Here is a 25,773-nt window from a genome sequence, read left to right as displayed (position 1 = left end):
TTATCTATAAACATAATACTATTGTTTTTAGCCTATTACAATATTTTTCATGTATTAATAACAATACAAGGTTATACTAAAATAAAAAATCAATAATATTTTAATATAACCTTATACATATTTATATATATTTAATTTTCTGCCAATATCCAACTTTATTTCAATTAAATTTTATAATACAATTAAACTATTTTCTTTAATTCTTCTCCATAAATTTTTCTGTTATAAGACTTCATTATAAAATATAATGGTACTCCAATTGCCAATGCTCCTAATCCCATAATTAATTGATGCATAGATGCCTGGAATAACAGCCAAGTCCCAACGCATACTGCAATTAAAGGAATCACTGCTCCAAATGGAGTTTTAAAAGTACCTACTAATTCTGGTCTTTTCTTTCTAAATACTAATACTGATAAAGATGTTGGTATATACTGTATAAATCTAGCAACTGCACTTATTGCTGCTAATTCAGCAAAACTTCCAGATAAAGCTATTGGTATAGTAATTATCATAGTGGCTATTATTGCTACATATGGTGTACCTTTTTTATCTTTTCTTGCAAATATTCTAGGTAGCATTTTATCATCAGCCAAAGCTACACAACTTCTTGGATTTACGAAAGCACCACACATACAAATTCCTCCCACAGAAACCAGTGTACCAAAAGTTACCAATCCCGCACCCATATTTCCAAAACATATTCTTGCAGCATCTGCGACTGGTGTAGATGTACTAGATAATGAATCTCCTAGTATACCAACACATACAACTTGATTTAATATGTATATTATTGATGCAATTACTATTACACTTATAATTGCTATTGGTATATTCTTTTTAGGGTTCTCCATATCTTCTGCTGCAACTGCTATAGATTCAAATCCTGTAAATGAATAAAACATTAAAAGTGCTGCTGCCCCAAATTCTGTTACCCCAGCTCCTGGAGGTACCATTGTTGAAGTAGTAAAATTAACTCCTTTTATGAAGAATATACCTATTCCTATAAATAATATTAATGGAATTAGTTTACCTACAGTTATAACATTCTGTACAATTTTTGATAAAGATACACCTAATAAGTTTATAATTGTAAGACCAACTATCATAGCTACAATTATAATTTTCTGTATATGAGGGTCGCCTGCTGGAGCCCATACTGCTGACAATGATGTAGGAAAACCTACTATTAATGCTCCCCAAGATATACATCCTATTACCCATTTCATAAGACCTACTTCAAAGCCACAAAAATCTCCAAAAGCTTCTTTAGTATATACATAGGCTGCACCATTTTTATTAAATTTACCTGCCACCTCAGCAAAACAGAATGCCATTGATAAAACCAATAACATATCAAACATATATACAAATATACTTGCTACACCAAATGATTTCATTGCATCTCCTGGTAATAGGAAAACTCCAGCTCCTACAACTGCGTTAATACCTAAAAGTATAATACTTATTAATCCCATTTTATTCTTTTCGTTCATGTTCAATCCCCCCAAGGTATATTATAAATTTGAACAAATATTTATAAAATATTCAAACAATTTTTCCATCTTGTTACAGTACTCTACCATCATTTCTGGATGCCACTGTACTCCTACTACAAAATTTTCATCCTCTTTCTGAATAGCTTCTATTATACCATCTTTTGAATAGGCTATGGCTTTTAATCCTTTTCCAAGCTCATTAACACTTTGATGATGATAGCTATTTGTAAGTAATTGTTTTCCTAAGATTCCTTCTAAAATACTACCTTCTTTAACATCTACTTTATGAGTAGCTACATATCTCTTTGCAGATTGTGTATGTTTTATATAACTTCCTTCTATAAGATTATTATCTTGATATAAAGTTCCTCCTAAACTTACATTTAATATTTGTAGCCCCCTACATATACCTAATATAGGTTTTTTAAGTTCTAATGCTATACTTATAGCTATTAAATCAAACTCATCCACTTCTGGATATATAAATGTGGTTTCTTCTCTTGTTTCTTCTCCATATAATTGAGGATTAACATCCCAACCTCCAGATATTAAAACTCCATCAACCATCTCAATCTGTTTTTTTATAACTTCTTTATCTGTATTTACTGGAATTATAACTGGACTACCTCCACCTTTTAGTACAGCATTTATGTAATCATTATTTACATATGACCTTTCAAGACCTGGAAACATTCCATTCTCCATTATTATTAAATTTCCTAAAATCCCTATTATTGGTTTCATAATCAAGCTCCTAACTAATCGATTGTTTTGTGTATTTATTTTATATTTATATAATTTTCCAATGCTAGAGAAAGTTGATCTGGACAAGATGTTGGTTTTGTCTTACATTCAATTCCTTTTAATTTTTTAATTACATCTTCTATATTCATACCTTCAACTAATATTTTTAGTCCTTTTAAATTTCCATCACATCCACCAATAAAATTTACATTTGTAACTTTATTTTCTTTTACTTCAAATTCAATTTCTGTAGCACAAGTCCCTGTTGTTTTATATTTCATAACTAAACCTCCCAATTATTTTGTCGTCTTATCTCTATAATTAGCAATATACATGCCAAGATTTATAATTATTTATATTTATTTTTTATCTAGTATTTTCAGTGCTTTTGCTGACTATATTTTTTATTGTTTATCTTATATACAATCTTTTGGAAAATAAAAATAGGTAATGGGTTATTTTATAATAACCTATTACCTATCTAAACCTATTTTTTCACCCTATTAATATTTAATTTAAAACCTTTAAAATGTATAACATTATATATCTACTATAATATAGTTTAAATTTTATAAGTGTAAAAGTTTGCACTTATTCAAATATTTATGTCCAGAATAGCTTATTTTAATATCAATATACTTAAGTCATTTTATTGTAAAGATTTATACCTTCTGGAGTTAGTTGACTTCCACATCTACCAGATTTAGATGATATATATCCACACTCACTTAAATAAGATAACACTTTTCTAACTTTATTTTCAGAAATCTCAATTCCTTCCTCTGTAAGTTTCTCGATTATAAATCCTCTTCCAACTCCAGAAGCTGAATCTCTTCTTTCATATAAGACTCTTAATATATCCTCAAGTTCTTTTTTTGTATAACCAAATCCATCTTCATAATTAGAAATATCTGTCTTTATATATGGTGGTAAGTCATCTTTAAAGACCATACTATCACACATTAGACTTACATAAGAAGCGACATTTTGTAACTCTCTTATATTTCCTGGCCAATTATATTTTTCTAAAATAGTTACAACTTCAGGTGAAAGCCTTATATTATGTTTCAAAAAGAAATTCATAAGCGTTATTATATCTTCTTTTCTATTTTTTAATGATGGCACATCTATTGGCAATACATTCAGTCTATAATACAAATCCTCTCTAAATTTACCTTCTCTAATCATCTTTGGTAAGTTTTTATTTGTTGCTGCTATAATTCTAACGTCTATATTTATAACATTATGAGAACCTATAGGCATAACTTGCTTCTCTTGAAGTACTCTAAGTAATTTTGTTTGCAACAATGGAGGCATATCTCCTATTTCATCCAGAAATATAGTCCCATTGTTTGCAAGTTCAAAGAGCCCCTTTTTTCCTTCTTTTAAAGCTCCTGTAAAAGAACCCTTTTCATATCCAAACAACTGACTTTCTAATAAACTATCTGGAACCGCTGCACAGTTAACTGCTATAAATGGTTGATTGCTTCTATTAGAGGTATTATGGATGGATTGAGCTAATAATTCTTTACCAGTACCACTTTCCCCTATTATTAATACAGAAAGGTCTGATTTAGATATTTTTTTAGCCAATTCTATACACTTTATCATATTTTTATTTTTAGTCTTTATATCTTTAAATGTGTATTTGGCTATTTGTCCTTGTTCTCTCAATTTATTAGTGAGATTTTGTTCTAATTTTTTTATATATGTTATCTCTTGTAAATTATAATATATACCAGCTTTATTCCCCATAGAAAATATATTTTTTTTATTTACATTTATATATTTTTTATTTGTAAATACTACTTCATCAACTATTTCTTTGTCTTCAAGTAGAATACTTAAATCTTTAGATATAACTTCTTCTATGTTTTTACTTTGGGGATTTTCATTTATCCCTAAAATCTTTAAAGCTTCTTTATTAAACGTATTTATAACACCATCTGCTGAAGTAAATATTATTCCATCTTTTGATAAGTTTAATATGACATCTTGTTCTTCCATTTTTAGAAATAATTGTCTATAATTATCTTTGACTCCATTATCTAGACTTATTAAACGTTCAGAATAAGCCATTAAGTTTTTACGTATTTCCTTAACATCAATTCTAAGTCCATTTATTATTTCTATAAAAGTAGATATATCAATATATCTATTCCCAAGATCAATTACTTTATTTATATAACTTGGTACTCTTTCTTTTACTCCAGGTGTTATAGCTATATCTATGTCTTTATAAATTTTTCCTTCAATGTATGGAGTGAACTTTAAATTTTTTACTCCTATCTTGTAAAATAAACTTATTGTTTCTAAAGTGGTTTCTTTAGTATCATTTACAACCAATACTTCTGTTCCATTTGGGATTGAAAATAATCCATAAATTTCATTTTCTTTAAGAGTTCTTCTTACCACTATAATCTTGCTATCTTGTACCAAATGTTTTCTCATACTATTTAATCTATCGTCAGTCATTACCAACACAAAGTCACCTTGTATTTTATCATCATCTTTTAAATTTTCTAAATAATAATGATTTATATCAATGTAATTGCCTAAAACTAAACGTATATTTTCTTCTAAAAAAGATGATAATTTGGTTATTTTATCAGTTACTATAGCTATTGATTGTTTCATGCTTATACCTCTTATTTATATAGTATATAATTACTTATACACTACTTTATTCCTACCAAGTTGTTTTGCTTTGTATAAATTTTTGTCAGCTTCTTCTAGTACATTTTTACTATCAAAAATATGAGCTACACCTGCACTTATAGTTACAGTTACATCTTCACCCCATTTTTTATTGGCAATTGCAATTCTTATATTATCAATTATATTTACTACCTCTTCACCAGATTTATTTCTTATCAGCACAGAAAACTCTTCGCCTCCATACCTAAATACTTTATCTTCTTGTTCCAACATAACAGAGATAGTATTCGTTATACCTTTTATAACAATATCTCCAAATTTATGCCCATAATTATCATTTATAAGTTTAAAGTTGTCAATATCTATCATTACAAGTGCAAAATTATTGTCTTTCTCTCTGTATTTTTCATACATAATATCAAAACTTTTTCGATTGTAAACATTCGTAAGACCATCATGTAAATTTTGTGCTTTAAAATATTTGAGTCTATTATATAAAAAAGTAGACCCTAATATAGCAATTATAATCACTGTAAATAATATCTTATAATATTTGATTTCTTTTTTAGTTTTTTCAAATAATGCACTTTCATTTGATACTTTATCAATTATATAGAAACTGGTCTCCGAATCTCTTATACTTTTGTTCTCTTTATATTCATTTATTAGTATCTTTTGATATTTATTTACAGCATTTACATTTCCTTGTTTTTCATATATATTTAATATTTTCTCTAAGTTTTTTATTTTCTCTTGAGTTAACTTTCTTTTAGTGGATATTTCTAAACTTTTTTTATAATTATCTGATGCAGAATCATAATTTTCACTTTTATATTCTAAATTCCCCACTGCCATATAATAATACATATCTTTATCTAATATATGAACTGTTTTATCAGACTTTATAAGAGAATCAGCTCTTGCTAAAGAAGACTTTGCCTTTGATGTATCATTTTTTCCTATATATGCATTTGCCTTCATTATTGATGCCATTATCTCAAAATCATTGTAATCATCTGTATTTACAAACTTTTTATAGTCCACTACATTACTACAAGTTTCAATAGCTTTATCATATTCTCCTAATTCTACATATATTTCTGCTAGATTTATAAGAGCATATAATCTAACCATTCCATTTTTCTCACCTTCATAAACATCTATCTTAAAAGAATCTTTTATTAATTTCTCTGCTCTCTCATATGCACCTACCTTTAAAAGTATGCTCGCCAAATCAACATCTAGTCTTGCTCTTTCATAATTATCCCCTAATTTCTCAGCCAATTTTATAGACTTTACAGTTAAATCTACTGCTTTAGAATAATTATTATCCATTATATACACTGATGCTAGTCTTTTTTCTATATTAAATCTACACTCATCAGATAACTTTTCATCTGACATTCTCATTTTTTCTAATGAATCAATGACTATCTTCGTTCCATCTGGAACAGATGAAATGGTCTTTAACATATTCCACACTTCATCATATACTTTATTGTATTTTTTTTCAGGTATAGCTTCAAAAGAATTTTCAACCAATTTTTTTGCTTCATTGTACTTCTTGTCTGACACAAGACTTTCAGACATATACTTTCCCTTATTTATAATTTCTCTTTCTTTCAGCCCACTTTGGTCGTAATTTATAAACAAAATAATACTAATAAGTATTACACCTATAAAAATTATACTTTTTAGTAATCTTTTCTTTGGTAGTCTAAAATTCAAAATTTTAGTCCTCCTTCTGTATATTGTAGAATGGAAACTTACATATATATAAATAACCTCTTAATACCTAATAATACAATATATCAAAATGATTTACAACATATGCTAGAATTAAATCTCAATAAAAAAGTCCCCTAAAATAGTTTAGGAGACTTTAAATTTAATATATATGATTTATTTATACATATTTTTTTAATACAATTGTAGCATTATGTCCACCAAATCCTAAAGAATTTGATAGTACATATCTAACATTTTTTTCTTTACCTTGATTTGGAACATAATCTAAATCCAAATCTTCACCAACTTCTTGTAAATTTATAGTTGGAGGTACAAAACTATCTTCTATACTCATAGCACAAACAACTGCTTCTATAGCACCTGATGCTCCTAATAAATGGCCAGTCATAGATTTTGTTGATGATACACATAAATCATATGCCTTTTCCCCAAATACAGTTTTTATAGCCATAGTTTCATACAAGTCATTATAATAAGTTGAAGTTCCATGAGCGTTTATATAATCCACTTCTTCTAATGGAACATTTCCATCTTTCAAAGCCATATTCATAGACCTAGCTGCTCCTTCTCCATTTTCAGCTGGAGTTGTCATATGATATGCATCAGCAGTTAAACCATATCCAACTACTTCTGCATATATTTTAGCACCTCTTGCTAAAGCATGTTCTAAGTCTTCTAAGATAACAATACCTGCTCCTTCTCCCATTACAAATCCATCTCTGTCTTTATCAAATGGTCTTGATGCAGTTTTAGGGTCGTCATTTCTAGTTGACATAGCTTTCATATTACAGAATCCAGCAAATGCAAGACCTGTTACAGCAGCTTCAGAACCTCCTGCTACCATAATATCTGCATCGCCTCTTTGTATAACTTTAAAAGCATCACCTATTGAATGAGTTCCTGATGCACAAGCTGTACATACATTAGTGTTAGGTCCTTTTGCTCCTAAAAATATTGATACTTGACCAGCTGCCATATTTCCTATCATCATAGGTACAAAAAGTGAACTTACTCTTTTATTTCCTTTTTCTAAAAGAATTTTATGTTGAGTTTCTATTGCTTCAACTCCACCTATTCCAGAACCTATTATAACACCAACACGCTCTCTATCAGTTTTATCTAAATCAAGGTTTGCATCTTCAACTGCCAATTTTGCAGATACTATTGCAAATTGAGCAAACTTATCCAATCTCTTCAATTCTTTTTTGCTTATATATTCTTCTGGATGAAAATTCTTAACTTCTCCTGCTATCTGAGTTTGATATGTGCTAGCATCGAAATTAGTTATTTTATCTATACCAGATACTCCAGATTTTATGTTGCTCCAGAACTCATCTTTTCCCGTTCCCAACGGCGTAACACATCCAAGTCCTGTTATTACTACTCTTTTATTCATCGGATACCTCCACTTTTTTAAAGCTCGACTATTTATTAGCTTCTATATACTTAACTATATCTCCTATAGATTTGAAGTTTTCTGCTTCTGTATCTGGTATTTCTATACCAAATTCATCTTCAAGTGCCATTATTATTTCTACTGCATCTAATGAATCTGCTTCTAAATCCTTCATTAATGATGTTTCCATAGTTATTTCTTTATCTTCTACTCCTAATTGCTCTATTATTATTTCTACAACTTTATTAAACATTGTGTACCTCCTAAGATTTTTTATTTTAATAGATTTCTCTACTTTTTAAATTATTATTTTTTATTATTGCATTACCATTCCACCATCTACATTTATAACTTGTCCTGTTATATAACTTGACATGTCACTAACTAAAAATGCTACAGCATTTGCTACATCTTCTGGTTTACCATAAGATTTTTTTGGTATGTTTGCAAGCGTTGATTCTTTTACATCATCACTTAATACTTTAGTCATATCTGTTTCTATAAATCCAGGTGCTACTGCATTTATATTTATATTTCTTGATGCCAATTCTCTTGCAGAAGCTTTTGTAAATCCAATCACACCAGCTTTTGATGCACAATAATTAGTTTGTCCTACATTACCCATAATTCCAACTACTGAAGTCATATTTATTATTCTTCCATACTTCTTTTTCATCATAGGTTTAGTAACTGCTTTTGTACAATTAAAGACACCTTTTAAGTTTATATCTATAACTCTATCAAAATCTTCTTCTTTCATTCTCATAAGCAAAGCATCTTTAGTTATACCTGCATTATTAACCAATATATCAACTTTTCCAAATTCTTTTATAACAGAATCTATCATTTGATTTACTTCTTCAGATTTAGACACATCACATTTTATAGAAGTACACTTTACACCCATACCTTCTATTTCATTTTTAGTTTTTAGTGCTTCATCTTCTTTAGAAGTATAATTGATTACTACATCAGCCCCAAAAGATGCTAGTTTTTTTGCTATTTCTTTTCCTATACCTCTAGAGCCACCAGTAACAACTGCTACTTGTCCTGTAAGATTTATCATTATATCTCTCCATTTCTATAATTTTGTACAAATTCATTAAGAGAATCTATACCATCTATATTATAAATATTCGCACTTGCTTTTTTGTTAGAAGCTATCTTCTTGATGAATGCTTTTAAAGTTTTTCCAGGTCCCATTTCTATAAAAGTATCATATCCATCATTTAAAAGTCTTTCTATAGAGTCTTCCCAAAGGACAGATGAACTTACTTGTTTTATAAGTAGTTCTTTCCCTTCACTTTTATAATAATCTGCATTTACATTTGCCACTACATCAATTTTAGGTTTAGTTATGTTAACTTTTTCTAACTCACTGCCTAATTTTACTCCAGCTTCTTTTAGCATTGATGAGTGAAAAGGCCCACTTACATTTAATTTAACAGCTCTTTTTGCTCCTGCTTCTTTGCATTTCACCATTGCTTCTTCTATCTTTTCATTTTCACCAGATATAACTATTTGGCCAGGAGAATTGTAATTTGCTACTTCTACAATACCTCCTTGTATATCTTTAACTACATTTTCTAATATACTTCTATCTAGACCTAAAATTGCTGCCATAGTTCCAACACCTGTTGGAACTGTTTCCTGCATAAACTTACCTCTTTTTTTGACTAAGCATACAGCATCTTTAAAGTCAATTGCATCTGCTGCAACCAATGCACTATACTCTCCTAAAGATAAGCCTAAACATGCACTATATTTTAAATCTACTTGAGCTTGTACTGCTTTTAATATAGCTACACTATGTGTAACCATAGCAGGTTGAGTATTTTCAGTTTTAGAAAGTTCTTCTTCATTGCCTTCAAACATAAGTTTTTTTAAATCTATTTTTAAGACTTCACAAGCCTCATCTATTATATTTTTAGCAACATCATTATTTTCGTATAAATCCTTGGCCATACCTACATATTGAGCGCCTTGACCAGGAAATACTAGTGCTACTTTTCCCATCTTACTCCTCCTGATTTACAGTTCTATTGCTGGCATAATCTCTTTTGCTTGATTTACCATAGTCTCTATAATTTCTTTACAAGGTGTTATTTCTTTTACCATAGCAGCACTTTGACCTGCCATAAATGAACCTTTTTCGATATCTCCATCTACTGTTGCAAATCTTAAAGCACCTGTACCTTTTTTATCTAACTCTTCAGGAGTAGCTCCATTTTGCTCCATCTTTAAAAATTCTTTTGATAATTTATTTTTTAATGTTCTTACTGGATGACCTGTACTTCTTCCTGTAACAATCGCGTCTCTATCTTTTGCCTTTATTACTAAGTTTTTGTAATTTGAATGTACAGAACACTCTTCACTACAGATAAATCTAGTTCCTACTTGAACTGCACTAGCACCTAATGCAAAAGATGCAGCAATACCTCTACCATCTACAATGCCCCCAGCAGCTATTACAGGTATGCTTACAGCATCAGCAACTTGTGGAACCAAAACCATAGTAGTAAGCTCTCCTATGTGTCCTCCACCTTCTGTACCTTCAGCTATTACTGCTGTAGCCCCTAACTTTTCCATTCTTTGAGCTAAAGCTATTGTTGGCACTACAGGAATAACTTTTGTTCCAGCTTCTTTCAATCTATCCATATATTTTGCAGGATTTCCTGCTCCAGTAGTAATAACTTGAACATTTTCTTCTATAATCAAATCCATTATATCATCTACAAATGGTGACATAAGCATTACATTTACCCCAAAAGGTTTATCTGTTAATTTTTTGCACTCAATAATTTCTTTTTTTATAGCTTCTTTTGGTGCATTTCCTGCTGCTATTATTCCAAGCCCTCCTGCATTAGATACAGCACTTGCTAATGATGCAGTAGCTACCCATGCCATTCCCCCTTGGATAACTGGGTATTTTATATTTAATATTTTGCAAATTTTATTCATACAATTCTCCTTCACTTGAAATCATAAAAGTAAACTTTTTATTATTAATCAACCTTACTCTTAATATAAAGTTAATTTTGTCAATTAAAGCATCTTAGATATTTTCTACTATAAAGTCCACTTGACAACTGAAGCCCCCCAAGTTAGACCTCCACCAAAGCCAACTAAAACTACGTTATCTCCTTTTTTAATCTTACCTTCTCTGTAAGCTTCATCTAATGCTACTGGTATAGATGCAGCAGACATATTTCCATACTTGTTTATATTTACATAAACTTTTTTCATATCAAGTTCTAATCTCTTAGAAGAAGCTTGTATGATTCTTATATTAGCTTGATGTGGTATTAAATAGTCTATGTCAGTTGTATTTAAATTAGCTTTTTCAAGAGCTATTAAAGAAGTTTCTGCCATCTTTCTAACTGCAAATTTAAATACATCACTACCTGCCATTTCTATTGTATGTAGATTAGCTTCTACAGTCTCTTTACTTGCTTTAAGTCTTGAACCTCCAGCAGGTACTTTTAAACAATCTTTTCCTTTACCATCAGAACCCATATGAGTAGATAGTATTCCACCTTCACTTACAGGTCCAATAACAGCTGCTCCAGCACCATCTCCAAATAATACTGCTGTTGATCTATCATCGTAATTTAAAAACTTAGAACAAGTTTCTGCTCCTATTACAAGTACATTCTTATAACAACCAGTTTCTACAAATTGCTTTGCAATAGTTACTCCATATACAAATCCAGAACAAGCTGCTGATATATCAAATGCAGTAGCATTCACTGCTCCTATTGCATCTTGCACTATACATGCAGTTGAAGGCAAAGACATATCAGGAGTAATTGTTGCCAATATAATCAACTCTATATCCTCTACACTTAACTTTGCACATTCTATCGCTTTTAGGGCAGCTTTAGATGCTAGGTCAGAAGTTGCTTCAGATTCTTCTGCAAATCTTCTTTCCTTAATACCAGTTCTAGTACTTATCCACTCATCTGATGTATCCATTATCTTTTCGAAGTGAAAATTATCGTATGATTTCTCAGGTAAATAACTTCCTACTCCCAATATTCCAGCCTTTGTATTCATTATATATTAAACCTCCAAAACGAGTTTATTCATCTTCGTTATTTTTATTTTCTTCATTATATTTGCTTATAAATTGACTTATATCTTCAACAACTTTTCCTTTTGCAAATTTAATGCCTTGATTTATAGCATTCTTTATAGCTTTGGCATCAGAGCTTCCATGAGCTTTTATAACGCCTCCATTTAGACCTAAAAGTGGAGCTCCACCATACTCAGAATAATCTATAAAACTCTTCAATTTTCTTAAATCATCCTTTATAAGTAATGCTCCTATTTTACTTTTTGTACTAGCCATAAAAGTTTCCTTTATAAGGCTCATAACTGAAAGAGCTACACCTTCAGCAGACTTAAGTAATATATTACCTGTAAATCCATCACATATGATTATATCTGTGTATGCATTTATAACTTCTCTAGCTTCTACATTCCCTATAAAATTTAAATCTAATTTTTTAACTTCTTCGTATGACCTTTTAACTAAATCATTGCCTTTACCTTCTTCTAGTCCAACATTTGCTAATGCTACCTTAGGATTTTCAAGACCTAAAACCTTTCTTGCATAGATATTGCTCATAGCTGCAAATTCAACTAGATTTTTAGGTTTACAATCTGCATTTGCGCCACAGTCTGCTATAAGTGTCATTCCTCGCTTTACATTCGGTATTGCTGAGCATAAGCAAGGTCTATCGATTCCTTTTATTCTGCCAACAACAAATAATCCACCAGCAAGTAAGGCTCCTGTATTTCCAGCTGATATTATAGCATCTGCTTTTCCTTCTTTTACGAGGTTTAATGCTACTACCATAGAAGAATCTTTTTTACTTCTTATAGCCTTTACTGGTTTATCTTCATTTTCTATAATCTCAGTAGTATGAACTATTTCTAGTTTATTTCTATCAAATTCATAATTTGAAAATTCCTTTTCTAATAAATCTTTATCTCCTGTGATTATTAAATCAACATTATATTCTTTTATAGCATTTACTGCGCCTTCTACATTAGATTTAGGTGCATTATCTCCACCCATTCCATCAATTACTATTTTCATAATTACCCTCCTAATCTAATTCTTCAAAGATAAACTTTCCTCTAAATATTTGCTCTTGAGCTTTATTATTGATAACAACTTTTACATAATGCTTTTTATCTATATTTCTATATACTTCGGCTTTCGCTATAAGCCTATCTTGTTGTTCTATCAATTTAAAACTTTTTACATTTGCAACTCTCATAATAACTTTAGGTGCATCTATTATAGCCATTGCCAATGAATCTGCTAGAGAAAATATATACGTATCTTTTAAAGTATTAGTCTTAGAGTAAATCATGTCTTGTGTAACTTCTAACATAGATATACCTAATCGCCCTACAGATAAATCAATGATTTCTCCTGTAATTTCCTTTACTCCTAAAGTCTTTACTTTTGAACTCTGAGTTTCTGCTATTGATTTGACTCTTTCTCTTAGCTCTGGTATGTTTAGACTCATTCTATCTAATCTTATAGTCTGTATACTTACATCAAACAGACTTGATAATTCTTCATCAGTATAAAAAGGATCCGTCTTTAGCATATCTATAAGCTCTTTTTGTCTTTGGGCTTTACTTTTCTTTTTCATGTTCCCTCCAAATTTTATAGCTGTAATTAGTACCAGCTACTAATAGTAGTATATAGTAACACACAAAAATTTTCAATACTTATATTATTATTTTTCTATTTTTTAATATGCATAAAATCCACTTATTTCTCTAGTAAATCATCTTATTTTTATATGTACAAAAAAAACATGTAGAGTATACTCTACATGTTTTTTAGAAGCTATTACTTAGACACAACTTCTTTACCTTTATAATATCCACAGTCTGGACACACTCTATGTGGTAATTTTGGCTCATGACATTGTGGGCAACTTACAAATCCTGTTGCTTCCATCTTTGAGTTAGCTGCTCTTCTCATTTTTGTGTTTGATTTAGACGTTTTACGCTTTGGTACTGCCATTTACGCCACCTCCTTAGTCAAAATTTAATTAAATAAATCTTTTAATTTAGCAAAACGAGGATCTATGTATTCCTCATCGTTTGTAATTTCACTGCAAGAACATTCTCCTTCATTTAAGTTTGCTCCGCATACTTGACAAAGACCTTCACAGTTTTCACTACAAAGAACCTTATGAGGTACATTAAAATCTAATGTCTGTTCTATTATATCAATAAGGTCGATTTCTTCGCCATCGAATATAAAAGGATCAAATTCCTCAAATTCATCTTCATCATAATCTTCTTCTTTTACTAAAAAACCTTGTATAGAATACTCTAGTGGTATCTCTACTTCTTTAAGACATCTTGAACAATTGTCAACAATTGTAAAATTGACATCTATATCTAGATATAAACCTTTATTAGTCTTTGACACTTTCCCTTTTAAATTTACAGGTGATACTAATTTGTAAATCTCATCACAATAACTAATAGTATCAATTTTTTCACAAAAATTCAAGTCTATTTTATCAGTTTCTTTTCTATTTATTTTTTCTATGCTAACTTTCATTAAGTTCACCTCAACATATCACCAAATTTATTATACAAATCTAGCATTTGTTTGTCAAGTATTTTTACTTGATAGGCATAAGTTTGCTTAAATTATTTTACTAATCTTAATGTATCTCTAGCTATCATTAATTCTTCATTAGTTGGTATTAAAAGCATTTTTACTTTAGAATCAGCAGTAGATATTATTGTTTCTTTTCCTCTAACATCATTAGCTTCTTTATCTAACTTCATTCCTAAGAACTCCATATTAGAAGCTATATCTGCTCTTATAGCTTTTCCATTTTCGCCAACACCAGCAGTAAATACTACGACATCCAATCCATTCATCTCAGCAGCATAAGCACCTATATATTTTTGTACTTTTTTAACATAAGCTTCTAATGTCGCTTGAGCTCTTTCATCTCCATTTTTAGCTGCATCTTCTATATCTCTGAAGTCACTAGAAATTCCAGTCATTCCATATACTCCAGATTCTTTATTCATTAATTTGTCTAATCCATCAGCATCTAAACCTTCTTTTCTCATTAAGAAAGGTAATATAGCTGGGTCTATATCTCCACATCTAGTTCCCATTATTAATCCTTCTAATGGAGTGAATCCCATAGATGTATCTACACATTTTCCACCATCAACAGCAGCTATAGAAGCTCCATTTCCTAAGTGACAAGTTACTATTTTTAAATCTTTTATGTCTTTTCCTAATATCTCTGCTGCTTTTTGAGATACATAATTATGAGAAGTTCCATGGAATCCATATCTTCTTACCCCATACTTAGTATATAATTCATGAGGTAAACCATATAAATATGAAGATTTAGGCATTGTTTGATGGAAAGCAGTATCAAATACTCCTACCATTGGTACATCTGGAAGTATAGCTTTACAAGCATCTATTCCCATTATGTTTGCTGGATTATGAAGTGGTGCTAAATCTATACACTCTTTTAAAGCTTCTTCTACTTCTGGAGTTATTACTACTGAAGTAGCAAATTTTTCTCCAGCATGTACAACTCTATGTCCTACTGCATCTATTTCTTTCATTTCTTTAACTGCACCAAATTCTGGGTGAGCAACAGCTTCTAAAACTAATGCTATTGCATCTTTGTGGTCCTTCATTGGTTGTTCAACAATGTATTTATCATCTCTACCTGCTTTTTCATGTTTTAGTATAGAACCTTCTATTCCTATTCTCTCAACTAATCCTATACATAAAACTTCTTCATTACTCATATCTATTAATTGATATTTTAATGAAGAACTCCCACAGTTTAATACTAATATTTTCATTATTATTTCCTCCTTAGATTTTTATAAATAATATGTAATAAATTTTGATTTGTAATAAATGTCTAAATAAAACTCTATCTTTTATCATTTTGTCATAGATATATTATTGTATACATTAAACGATTTTCATAAATAATATATCACCTTTTAATATAAAAGTATATACTTTTTTTTTATATTATATCATATTTATAGTATGGTAATTTGTGTATTTTCCTAATAATCTATTAACAAATTAACTTAATGTAGATTATTCTTTCCCATTTGCTATAATAATATAATATAAAGCTCTAATAAAGTTATTTTAATAACATTTAACTAGGTTTTTATTATGTAGTATTTCTACATTTTTATAACTTTTTTTACGTTTTTTAGTTTTATAATTAAAAATTTAAATTTTATATACATTTTAATAAATTAAGATATATATAAAAATAACTAAAGATAGAAGGAGTATTTTATGAATGTACTTGGATTAATAGTTGAATACAACCCATTTCATAATGGACATATATATCACTTATCTAAATCTATAGAAAAAACAAATGCAACACATACTGTAGCAATAATGAGTGGAAATTTTCTACAAAGGGGCGAACCAGCTTTATTTGATAAATATACTAGAGCAAAAATTGCTGTCGAAAATGGTGTAGACTTAGTTATAGAATTACCAACTCTATTTGCTTGCCAAAGTGCTGAAATTTTTTCTCATGGTGCCATAACAATTTTAAATTCACTAAACTGTATAGATTCTGTATGTTTTGGTAGCGAAGAAGGAAATACAGAAATTCTTTACAATATTGCAGAAATTTTAGCAAGTGAGCCAGATGACTTTAAGCTATTCTTAAAAAAATATTTAGATGAGGGCATGTTATTTCCAACAGCTAGAGCTAATGCACTTTTTGATTATATACATCGATGCAAAAAAAATGGATTCATGGAGAATTATTCAAAGGAACAATTATCAAAAACATTAAATTCATCAAATAATATACTTGGTATAGAATATATAAAAAATCTTATCCACCTAAATAGTGATATAAAACCATTTACTATCTCTAGAGTTCATTCAGAATACAATTCTGAAGAAATTAATAGTAATATTTGTTCTGCTACTGCTATAAGAACTTCACTTAAAGAAAATAATAGTCTTTTTCACTTAAAAAATGTTATTCCAAAAAAGACTTATAGCATCCTAAATGAAAAAATAGATAATGGCTTTTTACCTATGTTTGATGATTTTTTCTTTGATACTTTAAAGACCATTATACTTAGAGATATAGACAATTTAAAAGATTATTTTGAAGTAAATGAAGGTATAGAAAATAAAATCTACAAAGATATTTTTACATCTAAATCTTTATATGAACTGCAATTATCAATTAAATCTAAACGATATACTTTAACCAAAATTAAACGAACTTTAAACAATATATTATTAGGTATTAAAAAAAGTGATATGCAACTTGTAAAAAACATAGATGCTATTCCTTATGTAAGAATACTTGCTTTTAATGATAAAGGCAGAGAAGTTCTAAAGGAAATAAAAAATAAATCTGAAACAGAAATAATAAACAAATTTTCAAATATATCATTTTCATTAGATGATGTAATTTTTAAAACACTCATAAATTATGATATAAAATCTACAAATATATATGACTCAGTATATTATAAAAATAATAAAGACTTAATAAAAGGTCCTATGGATTTTTATACTCATCCAGTCTATGTAAAATAGATTCTTAAAATAAAAAATATTTATAAAAAACTATTTTATTAATACTTTATATAAACACAATAATCTCATTTGAATCTATTTGCACATACTTTTAGGATGGCAACATCAACTTAAATATTATGCTAATTTCTAAATTTAAGTAAATATTGCCATCCTAAAACTTTTACAATTTATGTTGTCATTTAAAAGTAAATTTTAAAATATTACATTATTGGTATGTTTAATATATTTTTCCTGGATTCAAAATATTTTTTGGGTCAAAAGCTAACTTTATATTTTTAATTAGCATCATATAAGCATCTGAATTTGATTCATGTAAGTACTCTTTTTTAGCATACCCTATACCATGTTCGCCAGAAACTTGACCACTAAGTTCTCTGGACTTTCTATACATACAGTCAAAAGTTTCTTTTAATCTTGTCTTCCATGTATTATCATCCATACCATCTTTTAAAATATATATGTGTAGATTTCCATCTCCTGCATGACCAAAACTTTTTATTCTTATTTTTAATTCATCTTGAAGCTCATGAGTATATCTTATAAACTCTGCTATCTTATCTCTTGGAACAACAACATCACATTCATCCATTTGTGTTGTAGATGCCTTTATAGCCTCTAAAAAGGCCCCTCTAGCTGACCATATAGAATCATTTCTTTCCTGTGTATCTGATATAAATACATCTAATGCACCATTTTCTAGACATAAATTAGCTACCTTTTCATATTCTTTTTCTATATCTTCAGTGCTATTTCCATCAAATGTAAGTAGAAGATAAGCATCTGATGTATTATCTGGAAACTTCTTACCTAAAAATTCTTCTGCTGCTAGTATTACATCTCTTTCCATAAATTCTATAGCTGTTGGTATTGACTTTGACTTTATTATTTTAGGAACAGTCTCGATTGCCATTGATAAATTTGGAAATGGTATAAGTAAACTTATACTTTTCTTTGGCAGTGGAAGCAATTTTAATATAGCTTTAGTGACTATTCCTAAAGTTCCTTCTGAGCCAACTAATAAGTCCTTTATACTATATCCTGAACTATTTTTAACCACTTTTCCACCTACATTTATAATTTCTCCATTTGGCAATACAACTTCAAGACCTCTTACATAATCTCTTGTAACACCATATTTTACTGCTCTCATCCCACCTGCATTAGTATTTATATTACCAGCAATTGTAGCACTTTTTTCACCTGGGTCAGGTGGATAAAACAAATCTCTATCTTGAACATATTGACCTATTGTCATCAACAATACTCCTGGTTCTACCGTTAATGTTAAATTTTCATAATCAACTTCAAGTATCTTATTCATTTTACACAGATTAATCATTATTCCACCTTTTATGGCAACAGCAGCACCTACAAGACCAGTTCCTTGACCTCTTGGTGTAACTGGTATATTATTTTTATATGCGTATTTCATTATTTTAGATACTTGTTCAGTTTCAACTACATTTACTAAAACTTCAGGATATTTTTCAATCCCTCCAAGTTCATCATGTGAAAAATCTTCATTTATATCACTTCCAACTATTACGTTTTCTTCTCCACAAGTATCTATTAAAAAATCTATATCTTTTTTATCGATTAATTTGTACATTTCTATCCCCCTATTTGGCTGCTGATGCCATATATATTTGATTATCATCTTTTTTATTTTCTATCTTTTCAATCAATTTAGGAATAATATCATAAATATCACCTATTAAAGCTAGATGCGCTACATCAAGTATAGGAGCCTTATCATCTTTATTTATAGCTACTATATAATCAGCACCTTGCATCCCTGCAACAAATTGAACAGCTCCAGATACACCACAAGTTATTATAAGTTTAGGCTTTACAGTTCTACCACTAAGACCTATTTGTTTTTTGGCATCTATCCATCCTGCCTCTATTACAGGTCTTGTTCCTGCTACCTGAGCATTTAATTTATCAGCTAACTTATATATCATCTCCATATCTTCTTGTTTCTTTATTGCCCTACTTGCGACAACTATTACCTCAGCTTCTTCTAAACCCACTTCTTTATTTTTTTCTTTTACACTCAGTACTTTAATCTTAGAGCTTAGATCTTTTTTTTCTATTTGACATAAAGTAATCTTTCCTGTAGCATTCTGCACTTTTTCTGGTACTGAGAATATTTTGTATCTTACAGTAGCAAATTGTGGTCTATTATTAGGTGTATTTATATGAGCCATTATATTTCCACCAAATGCTGGTCTTATTTGGTCTAAATCAGTATTTGATTGAATACCAAGTATTGTACAATCGGCTGTAAGACCAGTTCTAAATCTAGCAGCAAGCCTTGGAGCTAATGACCTACCTAGTGTAGTTCCACCTACTAGCATTATTGTTGGCTTTATATTCTTTATAAAATTTTCTATTGCTTTTGCATATGGTTCTATCCTGAAATCTTTAAATTCATCCTCATCATATACGAATACTTCATCCACACCATAAGAAATCAAATTATTACACTTATCTTTTATATCTTTTCCTACAAACACACAATACACAGGTTGTTTTATCTTTGATGCCATCTCACGAGCTTTTCCTATAAGCTCATATGTCACAGGATGTATGCTTCCATTGTGATGTTCCACATATACTGCAATTCCCCTCCATTCCTCTTTATTTATTTGTACTTTGCAACTCTCTATAAATTCAAATGCACCTTTTGGCCCACTTTTGACACATAACTTACACATCTTACATCCAGCACTTATTTCTACTATCCCTGATTTTTCTTCTATAGCACCAAAAGGACATATTTCTAATACTCCTTTTAAATCAGTTATTTTATCTTGATTTACAATTATCTTTGACATTTATTAATCCTCCTTAAACTAATTTTAATTCCTCTAATTTATTTATGAGTGCAGAACTTAAATCATCTGCATTTCCTCTTACAATATTTTTATCTGTATTTGGCTTTGGAGGAAATATTTTTACAACTTGAGTAGGAGAACCATTAAGTCCATAGTTGTTTTCGTCTTTGTCTTCAAAATCATCTAAGTTATATACAGGTATTTTTCTTTCTTTAGTATCTAATTTTAATTTAAATGAAGGTAGTCTTGGTTGAAAAATATCTTTTTCTACAGTTATTAAACATGGATATTCAATCTCACATACTTGTAAATCGTTTGGCATATCTATTTCAACAACTATACTTTTCTCTTTGACATCAATTAATTTTGTGACATTAGTAACATGAGGTATATCTAAAAACTCAGCTATTTCAGGTCCAACCTGTGCTGTATCACCATCAGTAGTTTGTTTCCCACATATTATTAAATCTACCTTTCCCATCTTCTTGATGCCTTGTGATATAGTATAAGAAGTAGCCAGTACATCTGCACCTCCAAATCTTCTATCACTTATTAAAGCTCCTTGATCAGCTCCCATCATAAAGCTCTCTTCTATTACTTTTTTTGCTTGAGGAGGCCCCATACTAAGTACTTTTAGATTAGCTTTTTTTTCTTGTTTTATTCTAAGTGCTGTTTCTAAAGCATATAGGTCATAAGGATTCATTTTTGAATCTACTCCATCTCTCTTTAGTACTCCTGTAGTTTCATCAACTTCTACTGAAGTTGTTCCAGGTACTTGTTTTATACATGTCAAAATTTCCATAAAGTACACTCCTTTTTTATTTAACTATAACTGACACTCCATCAGGTATAACTACTATCTTACTATCTATACCAACTATACTAGTCGCCATTTCTAAAGCTTCTTTAAAATTAAACGCATGCTTCATATGCATTTTCTTTATCATTTCAGGATTACATTTATCCGTTACCATTATCACAGTATATTTAGATAATATTCTTGCTAATATCTGAAACTCCCATTGGTCTGGGATTGTATCACATCTACCAACACTCCTAATTTTTTCTAATAGTTGCTTTGGAGAATCTGCATTTGCTACATTTTCATAAAAAGATTGACCTCCATGACCATCATTACATGCTGCAATCATTATTATTACTCCACCGTCCCTACAAGTTGCCTCTGCTGCTGTCATCCCCTTAACTGCTTGATAAATATTTTGGTCTAGCGGATATCCTCCATTTGTAGTTACAACAATATCTGATTTTATAGAATTTACTTTTGATAGCTCTGTTACAAATTCACAACCTTTAGTGTGTGCTTTTTCGACATCACCAGCAAAAGATGCAACTATCTTTTTATCTTTATCTATTACAACATTCAGTATGAATGCTAACTTCGCAACTTTAGCTGCATATACCATATCTTCATGAATAGGATTATGCTTTAATTTTCCAGTTCTTGAATTATCACTATCTATAAAGTCACTACAATGGTTGTACATTATAGTCTTTGCAGATGCTATTCCTGGAAGTACACTTTTTCTTCCACCTGAAAAACCTGCAAAAAAATGTGGTTCTATAAATCCTTCTGCTATTAAAAGTTCTGCCTCATATGCTAGTTTATTTATATATAAATCCCCACCTGAAGGTAGTACTCCCACTTTACACATAGATTCGTCATCAGTAGATATGTGCATAACTATATCCTCATTATCTACTATTTCTTCTCCCATTTTATAAACTAACTCTTCCCTTGTACTTGGCCTATGAAATCCAGTTGCCACTATAATTTTCACATCTATGTCTGGATTGACCTTCCTAATTCGTTTCAATATAATTGGCATAGTTATTTTACTTGGCACAGGTCTTGTATGGTCACTCGTAATTATGACAACATTCTTTTTTCCCTTAGCTAGCACTTCTAGTGAATGAGAGCCTATTGGATTATTCATAGATTCTTCAACAATTTCTTCTTGAGTTTTATGTTCTATACAATTATCCAATTTTGCTTCCAAAACACCAGTAAAACGTTTCTCAGGTATTTCTAAAATCATTCCTTGCTTTGAATACGGTACTTTTAACTTTACCATTTTTAATCTCCCATTATATAAACTATAAAATTGGTATGTGGTCATACCAGTTTTACACTTATATGATAATACCATTATATTCCATTTGCAAGAATAATTTATTTTATAACAAACTTTTAATTTTCATTTTTTCTATAGTTTTTACTTATAAACTTCATATGTTCTTTTGCTTTTTCACATGCAAGTTCTAAATTATTTTCTACAACTGCATTATATATAGCCTCATGTTGGTCAAGTAATATATATTCATTTAAAGGTTCTGCAATTATTTTTTCTCTTGCATCTTCTATAAATCCATCAAATAATTTTGATGCTGTCATAAAAAGACTTTGAATTAAATAATTTTTGCTTATTGTAGCTAATTTACTGTGAAATTTTTGGTCTAACAAAACTAAAGTTTGGTTATTATCTTTTCTCTTAGTTTCTATCCTCATTTCATCTATTATATTTTTCAATTCTATAGCTTCAGAAGAAGTTATTCTCTTTGAAGCAAGTTTTGCAATTTCAATCTCTAAAATTATTCTAAGCTCTAATATGTCTTCAAGTGTCCCATTATTAAGTTTAAAAATCATAGATAATGGTTCTATTAAAGTTTTTTCTATATTTGTACATATAAAGTTTCCTTCACCTTGTCTACTTTCTATCACTCCCATAGTTTCTAAGACTCTAATAGCTTCTCTAATAGATGTTCTACTTACATTCATTTGTTCAGACAATTCTCTTTCAGACAGTAATTTATCTCCTTTTTTTAATTCTCCATTCAGTATTTTATGTTGTATTTGTTCAATCACTTGTTCATAAACTTTCTTACTAGCTATACTATTAAACATTTTTTCCTCCAATATGATAATCGTTCTTGTAATATATATCTATTATATATCTTAAGCCATTACATTCATATATTTTTATTATTTTTAATATAATATCTTATAACTCAAATTTATAGGTGATATTATGAAAAAAAATAAAATTATTGCTTTTTTTGCTCCAGCTATTATAGTTGGAGTTCTAGTTTTAGGCATTATCCTATACCCAAATGAAGCTATAAAATCTGCAAGAGAGGGTTTCTCTATATGGTCTAACGTCCTAGTTCCATCACTACTCCCATTCATAATTGGTGCAAACCTGATTGTCGATTTAAAAATAGTGGATATTATAGGATTTATTATTAATCCCATAACTAGACTCGTGTTTAATGTTTCAGGTAAAAGTGCTTTAGCTTTTGCAATATCAGCAGTATCTGGTTATCCAGTAGGGGTAAGTTTGGCTTCTGAATTTAGAAATAATAGACAAATTTCTAAACATGAGGCACAAAGACTCGTTTCTTTTTGTTCTACATCAGGACCTTTATTCATAATAGGTTCAGTTGGCACTGGTATGTTTCAAAACTCAAATTTAGGTTATTTAATGATTCTATGCCATTATCTAGGGACTATATTGGTTGGTCTTTTTTTTAGAAATTATGGTAATGAAAATCTTCCAAAGACAAAATTAGATTTAAAAACAAACATAAAAAATATAATCAATCTTCGAAATTCAAGTGGAAATGGATTTTTTGTTCTATTTGGAAATGCTGTATTTAATGGAGTAAACACATTACTCACAGTTGGTGGATTTGTAATTGTTTTTTCAGTAGTATTTAAAATACTATCACTTTTTAATGTAATATCTTTAATAGCATCAGTTTTGTATTTACCCCTTTCATTTTTAGGTGTAAACAAAGAGCTCTGTCAAGCATTTGTAAGTGGTTTATTTGAAATTACTATAGGTTGCAATAAGGTATCCAGTATAACAAGTGCTCCAGAAATACTAAGAGCATCTTTAGCTAGCTTTTTAATAGGATTTAGTGGATTATCCATACTAGCTCAATGCTGTACATTTTTATCAAAAACAGACATAGATTTAAAATTATACATACTAAGTAAGTTTGCTCATGGAATCTTAGCTGCTCTCTTCATATTTATACTTTATCCTATTGCAAACTCTACTGTATTGGTTTCTAGTTTTGCTGATACATATAATGTTATATATAATAACTTAATTTGGTTTTATTATCTTAGCTATTATGACACAATTCTTCAAATTGTAGTAATAATTTATCTAATCTCAGCTTTATTTATTGCTAAAAAACATATGAAAAGTTTATCTACAGATGGAAAATTAATCAGATATAAAAACACTTTCTCCATTAAAAAATTTTTACGAAAAAAATAAAAATCACAAAAATTGACTAAATACTTCCATTTTTTTATTATATTTGTCATAATTTTAATAACCTTTTTAATTAGTTTAACAACACAGTTATTTCATCACAATTTTATAATTTTATTAGTAAATATTTTTCAAAAAATTCTCCTTAATCACATATATCACGCTTGCATAAGTTAATTGGTATATTTTTCCATTATATAATATTTCATTTATATTATATAATAAATACCGACCCAAACTTAACAAATCAAATAAGAGGAGTGGTTGAAAATGGCAACAAGACCTATAGAGATAGACGAATATAAAAAGATAATGGAACTATTACATACTGGCTTTATTTATAGTGAAAATGGCGTTGAAAAAAGATTTAGAAAAAATCCTAAAGTTGCATTGGCACTAATGTTAGAAGCTAATTTAGGTCTAAGAATATCAGATATTTTAAGATTAAAAATAGGAAATTTTAAGGGTAACATGTTAGAAATAAATGAAAAAAAGACAGGTAAATTACAGTATAGACCAGTTAATAAAAATATAATTGAATCTATAAATGAACATGCAAGAAAGTATAATCTTAAATCAAACGACTACTTAGTAAATATAAAAACAAAAGCTATTCAAAAACAGTTAAGAATAATTTGCAGATACTTAAATTTGTATAATATAAGCACACATAGCTTTAGAAAGCTCTATGCTACTACTCAATTTGAAAAGAGTAATAATAACTTAGAGTTAGTCAAGGAGCTCTTAAATCACAGTTCTGTGGCCACTACACAGCGATATATAAGGGTAACTCAACAAGCTATCAATGAAGCTAGTGAAAATTTCTTTATTGGCTAATTATAACGTATTTATTTTTCTATTATCTTATTAATTCACCAGATATTAAAAAGGTGAAGCAAAACAAAATATTTATTTTGTTTTGCTTCACCTTCAATTTTATAATTCCTAT

24 protein-coding genes are annotated in these 25,773 nt (G+C 29.3%); 3 read left to right on the top strand and 21 right to left on the bottom strand.

Features of this window, described 5'->3' with window-relative positions; genetic code table 11:
• Nucleotides 1-182: 182 nt before the first annotated feature.
• The 16 genes from Q3223_RS06960 to Q3223_RS06885 form a co-directional block, all read right to left on the bottom strand.
• A complete protein-coding gene (locus Q3223_RS06960) occupies nt 183-1,496 on the bottom strand; it encodes an APC family permease (protein WP_074178861.1) in 1,314 nt (437 codons plus the stop codon).
• Between the two features lie 21 nt (nt 1,497-1,517).
• Nucleotides 1,518-2,243, bottom strand: coding sequence for a gamma-glutamyl-gamma-aminobutyrate hydrolase family protein (locus Q3223_RS06955; protein WP_074178860.1), 726 nt, complete (start codon nt 2,241-2,243; stop codon nt 1,518-1,520).
• Nucleotides 2,244-2,278: 35 nt separating this feature from the next.
• Nucleotides 2,279-2,524: a TIGR03905 family TSCPD domain-containing protein gene (locus Q3223_RS06950; protein ID WP_054269697.1), complete on the bottom strand. Its 246-nt coding sequence runs from the start codon at nt 2,522-2,524 to the stop codon at nt 2,279-2,281.
• A gap of 358 nt (nt 2,525-2,882) precedes the next feature.
• On the bottom strand, nt 2,883-4,880 hold the full coding sequence (locus Q3223_RS06945) for a sigma-54-dependent Fis family transcriptional regulator (protein WP_054269696.1): 1,998 nt from the start codon (nt 4,878-4,880) through the stop codon (nt 2,883-2,885).
• A gap of 30 nt (nt 4,881-4,910) precedes the next feature.
• Nucleotides 4,911-6,629: a diguanylate cyclase gene (locus Q3223_RS06940; RefSeq protein ID WP_054269695.1), complete on the bottom strand. Its 1,719-nt coding sequence runs from the start codon at nt 6,627-6,629 to the stop codon at nt 4,911-4,913.
• Between the two features lie 178 nt (nt 6,630-6,807).
• Nucleotides 6,808-8,046, bottom strand: a complete 1,239-nt coding sequence (fabF, locus tag Q3223_RS06935) for a beta-ketoacyl-ACP synthase II (RefSeq protein ID WP_074178858.1) — start codon at nt 8,044-8,046, stop codon at nt 6,808-6,810.
• A 28-nt stretch (nt 8,047-8,074) separates the two neighbouring features.
• Entirely contained in the window at nt 8,075-8,299 is a 225-nt protein-coding gene (gene acpP / locus Q3223_RS06930) for an acyl carrier protein (RefSeq protein ID WP_003419132.1), read from the bottom strand.
• 63 nt (nt 8,300-8,362) lie between these two features.
• A complete protein-coding gene (gene fabG, locus Q3223_RS06925; protein WP_054269693.1) occupies nt 8,363-9,112 on the bottom strand; it encodes a 3-oxoacyl-[acyl-carrier-protein] reductase in 750 nt (249 codons plus the stop codon).
• On the bottom strand, nt 9,112-10,062 hold the full coding sequence (gene fabD, locus Q3223_RS06920) for an ACP S-malonyltransferase (RefSeq protein WP_284181771.1): 951 nt from the start codon (nt 10,060-10,062) through the stop codon (nt 9,112-9,114). Before fabD ends, fabG begins: the two co-directional genes overlap by 1 nt.
• A 15-nt stretch (nt 10,063-10,077) precedes the next feature.
• A complete protein-coding gene (fabK, locus tag Q3223_RS06915; RefSeq protein WP_054269691.1) occupies nt 10,078-11,007 on the bottom strand; it encodes an enoyl-[acyl-carrier-protein] reductase FabK in 930 nt (309 codons plus the stop codon).
• A 108-nt stretch (nt 11,008-11,115) separates the two neighbouring features.
• Entirely contained in the window at nt 11,116-12,102 is a 987-nt protein-coding gene (locus tag Q3223_RS06910; RefSeq protein ID WP_054269690.1) for a beta-ketoacyl-ACP synthase III, read from the bottom strand.
• 25 nt (nt 12,103-12,127) lie between these two features.
• Nucleotides 12,128-13,150 (bottom strand): phosphate acyltransferase PlsX, encoded by a 1,023-nt coding sequence (gene plsX, locus Q3223_RS06905; protein WP_054269689.1) that lies wholly within the window; start codon nt 13,148-13,150, stop codon nt 12,128-12,130.
• A 10-nt stretch (nt 13,151-13,160) separates the two neighbouring features.
• Nucleotides 13,161-13,718: a transcription factor FapR gene (gene fapR / locus Q3223_RS06900; RefSeq protein WP_003419115.1), complete on the bottom strand. Its 558-nt coding sequence runs from the start codon at nt 13,716-13,718 to the stop codon at nt 13,161-13,163.
• Nucleotides 13,719-13,921: 203 nt separating this feature from the next.
• Nucleotides 13,922-14,098, bottom strand: coding sequence for a 50S ribosomal protein L32 (rpmF, locus tag Q3223_RS06895; protein WP_003419113.1), 177 nt, complete (start codon nt 14,096-14,098; stop codon nt 13,922-13,924).
• A gap of 24 nt (nt 14,099-14,122) precedes the next feature.
• Nucleotides 14,123-14,647 (bottom strand): DUF177 domain-containing protein, encoded by a 525-nt coding sequence (locus tag Q3223_RS06890; protein WP_054269688.1) that lies wholly within the window; start codon nt 14,645-14,647, stop codon nt 14,123-14,125.
• Between the two features lie 92 nt (nt 14,648-14,739).
• A complete protein-coding gene (locus tag Q3223_RS06885) occupies nt 14,740-15,936 on the bottom strand; it encodes an acetate/propionate family kinase (RefSeq protein ID WP_054269687.1) in 1,197 nt (398 codons plus the stop codon).
• A 460-nt stretch (nt 15,937-16,396) separates the two neighbouring features.
• Between Q3223_RS06885 and Q3223_RS06880 the strand changes: the two genes are divergently transcribed.
• Nucleotides 16,397-17,677 carry a nucleotidyltransferase gene (locus tag Q3223_RS06880; RefSeq protein ID WP_284181770.1) on the top strand — a complete coding sequence of 427 codons (1,281 nt, stop codon included), beginning with the start codon at nt 16,397-16,399 and terminating at the stop codon, nt 17,675-17,677.
• 220 nt (nt 17,678-17,897) lie between these two features.
• Here the strand turns inward: Q3223_RS06880 and Q3223_RS06875 are convergent, their stop codons facing one another.
• The 5 genes from Q3223_RS06875 to Q3223_RS06855 form a co-directional block, all read right to left on the bottom strand.
• Entirely contained in the window at nt 17,898-19,289 is a 1,392-nt protein-coding gene (locus Q3223_RS06875; RefSeq protein WP_054269685.1) for an FAD-binding oxidoreductase, read from the bottom strand.
• A gap of 10 nt (nt 19,290-19,299) precedes the next feature.
• Nucleotides 19,300-20,520: an electron transfer flavoprotein subunit alpha gene (locus Q3223_RS06870; protein ID WP_284181769.1), complete on the bottom strand. Its 1,221-nt coding sequence runs from the start codon at nt 20,518-20,520 to the stop codon at nt 19,300-19,302.
• 13 nt (nt 20,521-20,533) lie between these two features.
• Nucleotides 20,534-21,322, bottom strand: coding sequence for an electron transfer flavoprotein subunit beta/FixA family protein (locus Q3223_RS06865; protein ID WP_231300537.1), 789 nt, complete (start codon nt 21,320-21,322; stop codon nt 20,534-20,536).
• 16 nt (nt 21,323-21,338) lie between these two features.
• Nucleotides 21,339-22,613 (bottom strand): nickel-dependent lactate racemase, encoded by a 1,275-nt coding sequence (larA, locus tag Q3223_RS06860; protein ID WP_231300536.1) that lies wholly within the window; start codon nt 22,611-22,613, stop codon nt 21,339-21,341.
• A gap of 116 nt (nt 22,614-22,729) precedes the next feature.
• Nucleotides 22,730-23,443, bottom strand: a complete 714-nt coding sequence (locus Q3223_RS06855) for a FadR/GntR family transcriptional regulator (RefSeq protein ID WP_054269681.1) — start codon at nt 23,441-23,443, stop codon at nt 22,730-22,732.
• 124 nt (nt 23,444-23,567) lie between these two features.
• Here Q3223_RS06855 and Q3223_RS06850 point away from each other — a divergent pair, with 124 nt between their 5' ends.
• The gene (locus tag Q3223_RS06850; RefSeq protein WP_054276235.1) at nt 23,568-24,827 is read left to right on the top strand and encodes a nucleoside recognition domain-containing protein; all 1,260 of its coding nucleotides are present in this window, start codon (nt 23,568-23,570) and stop codon (nt 24,825-24,827) included.
• 267 nt (nt 24,828-25,094) lie between these two features.
• Nucleotides 25,095-25,661 carry a tyrosine-type recombinase/integrase gene (locus tag Q3223_RS06845; RefSeq protein WP_054269679.1) on the top strand — a complete coding sequence of 189 codons (567 nt, stop codon included), beginning with the start codon at nt 25,095-25,097 and terminating at the stop codon, nt 25,659-25,661.
• Nucleotides 25,662-25,773: the final 112 nt, after the last annotated feature.

It is taken from the genome of Clostridioides sp. GD02367 (assembly GCF_045900275.1).
Taxonomy (GTDB): Bacteria; Bacillota; Clostridia; order Peptostreptococcales; family Peptostreptococcaceae; genus Clostridioides; species Clostridioides difficile_A.
This window is presented reverse-complemented; position numbering and strand designations above follow the sequence as displayed.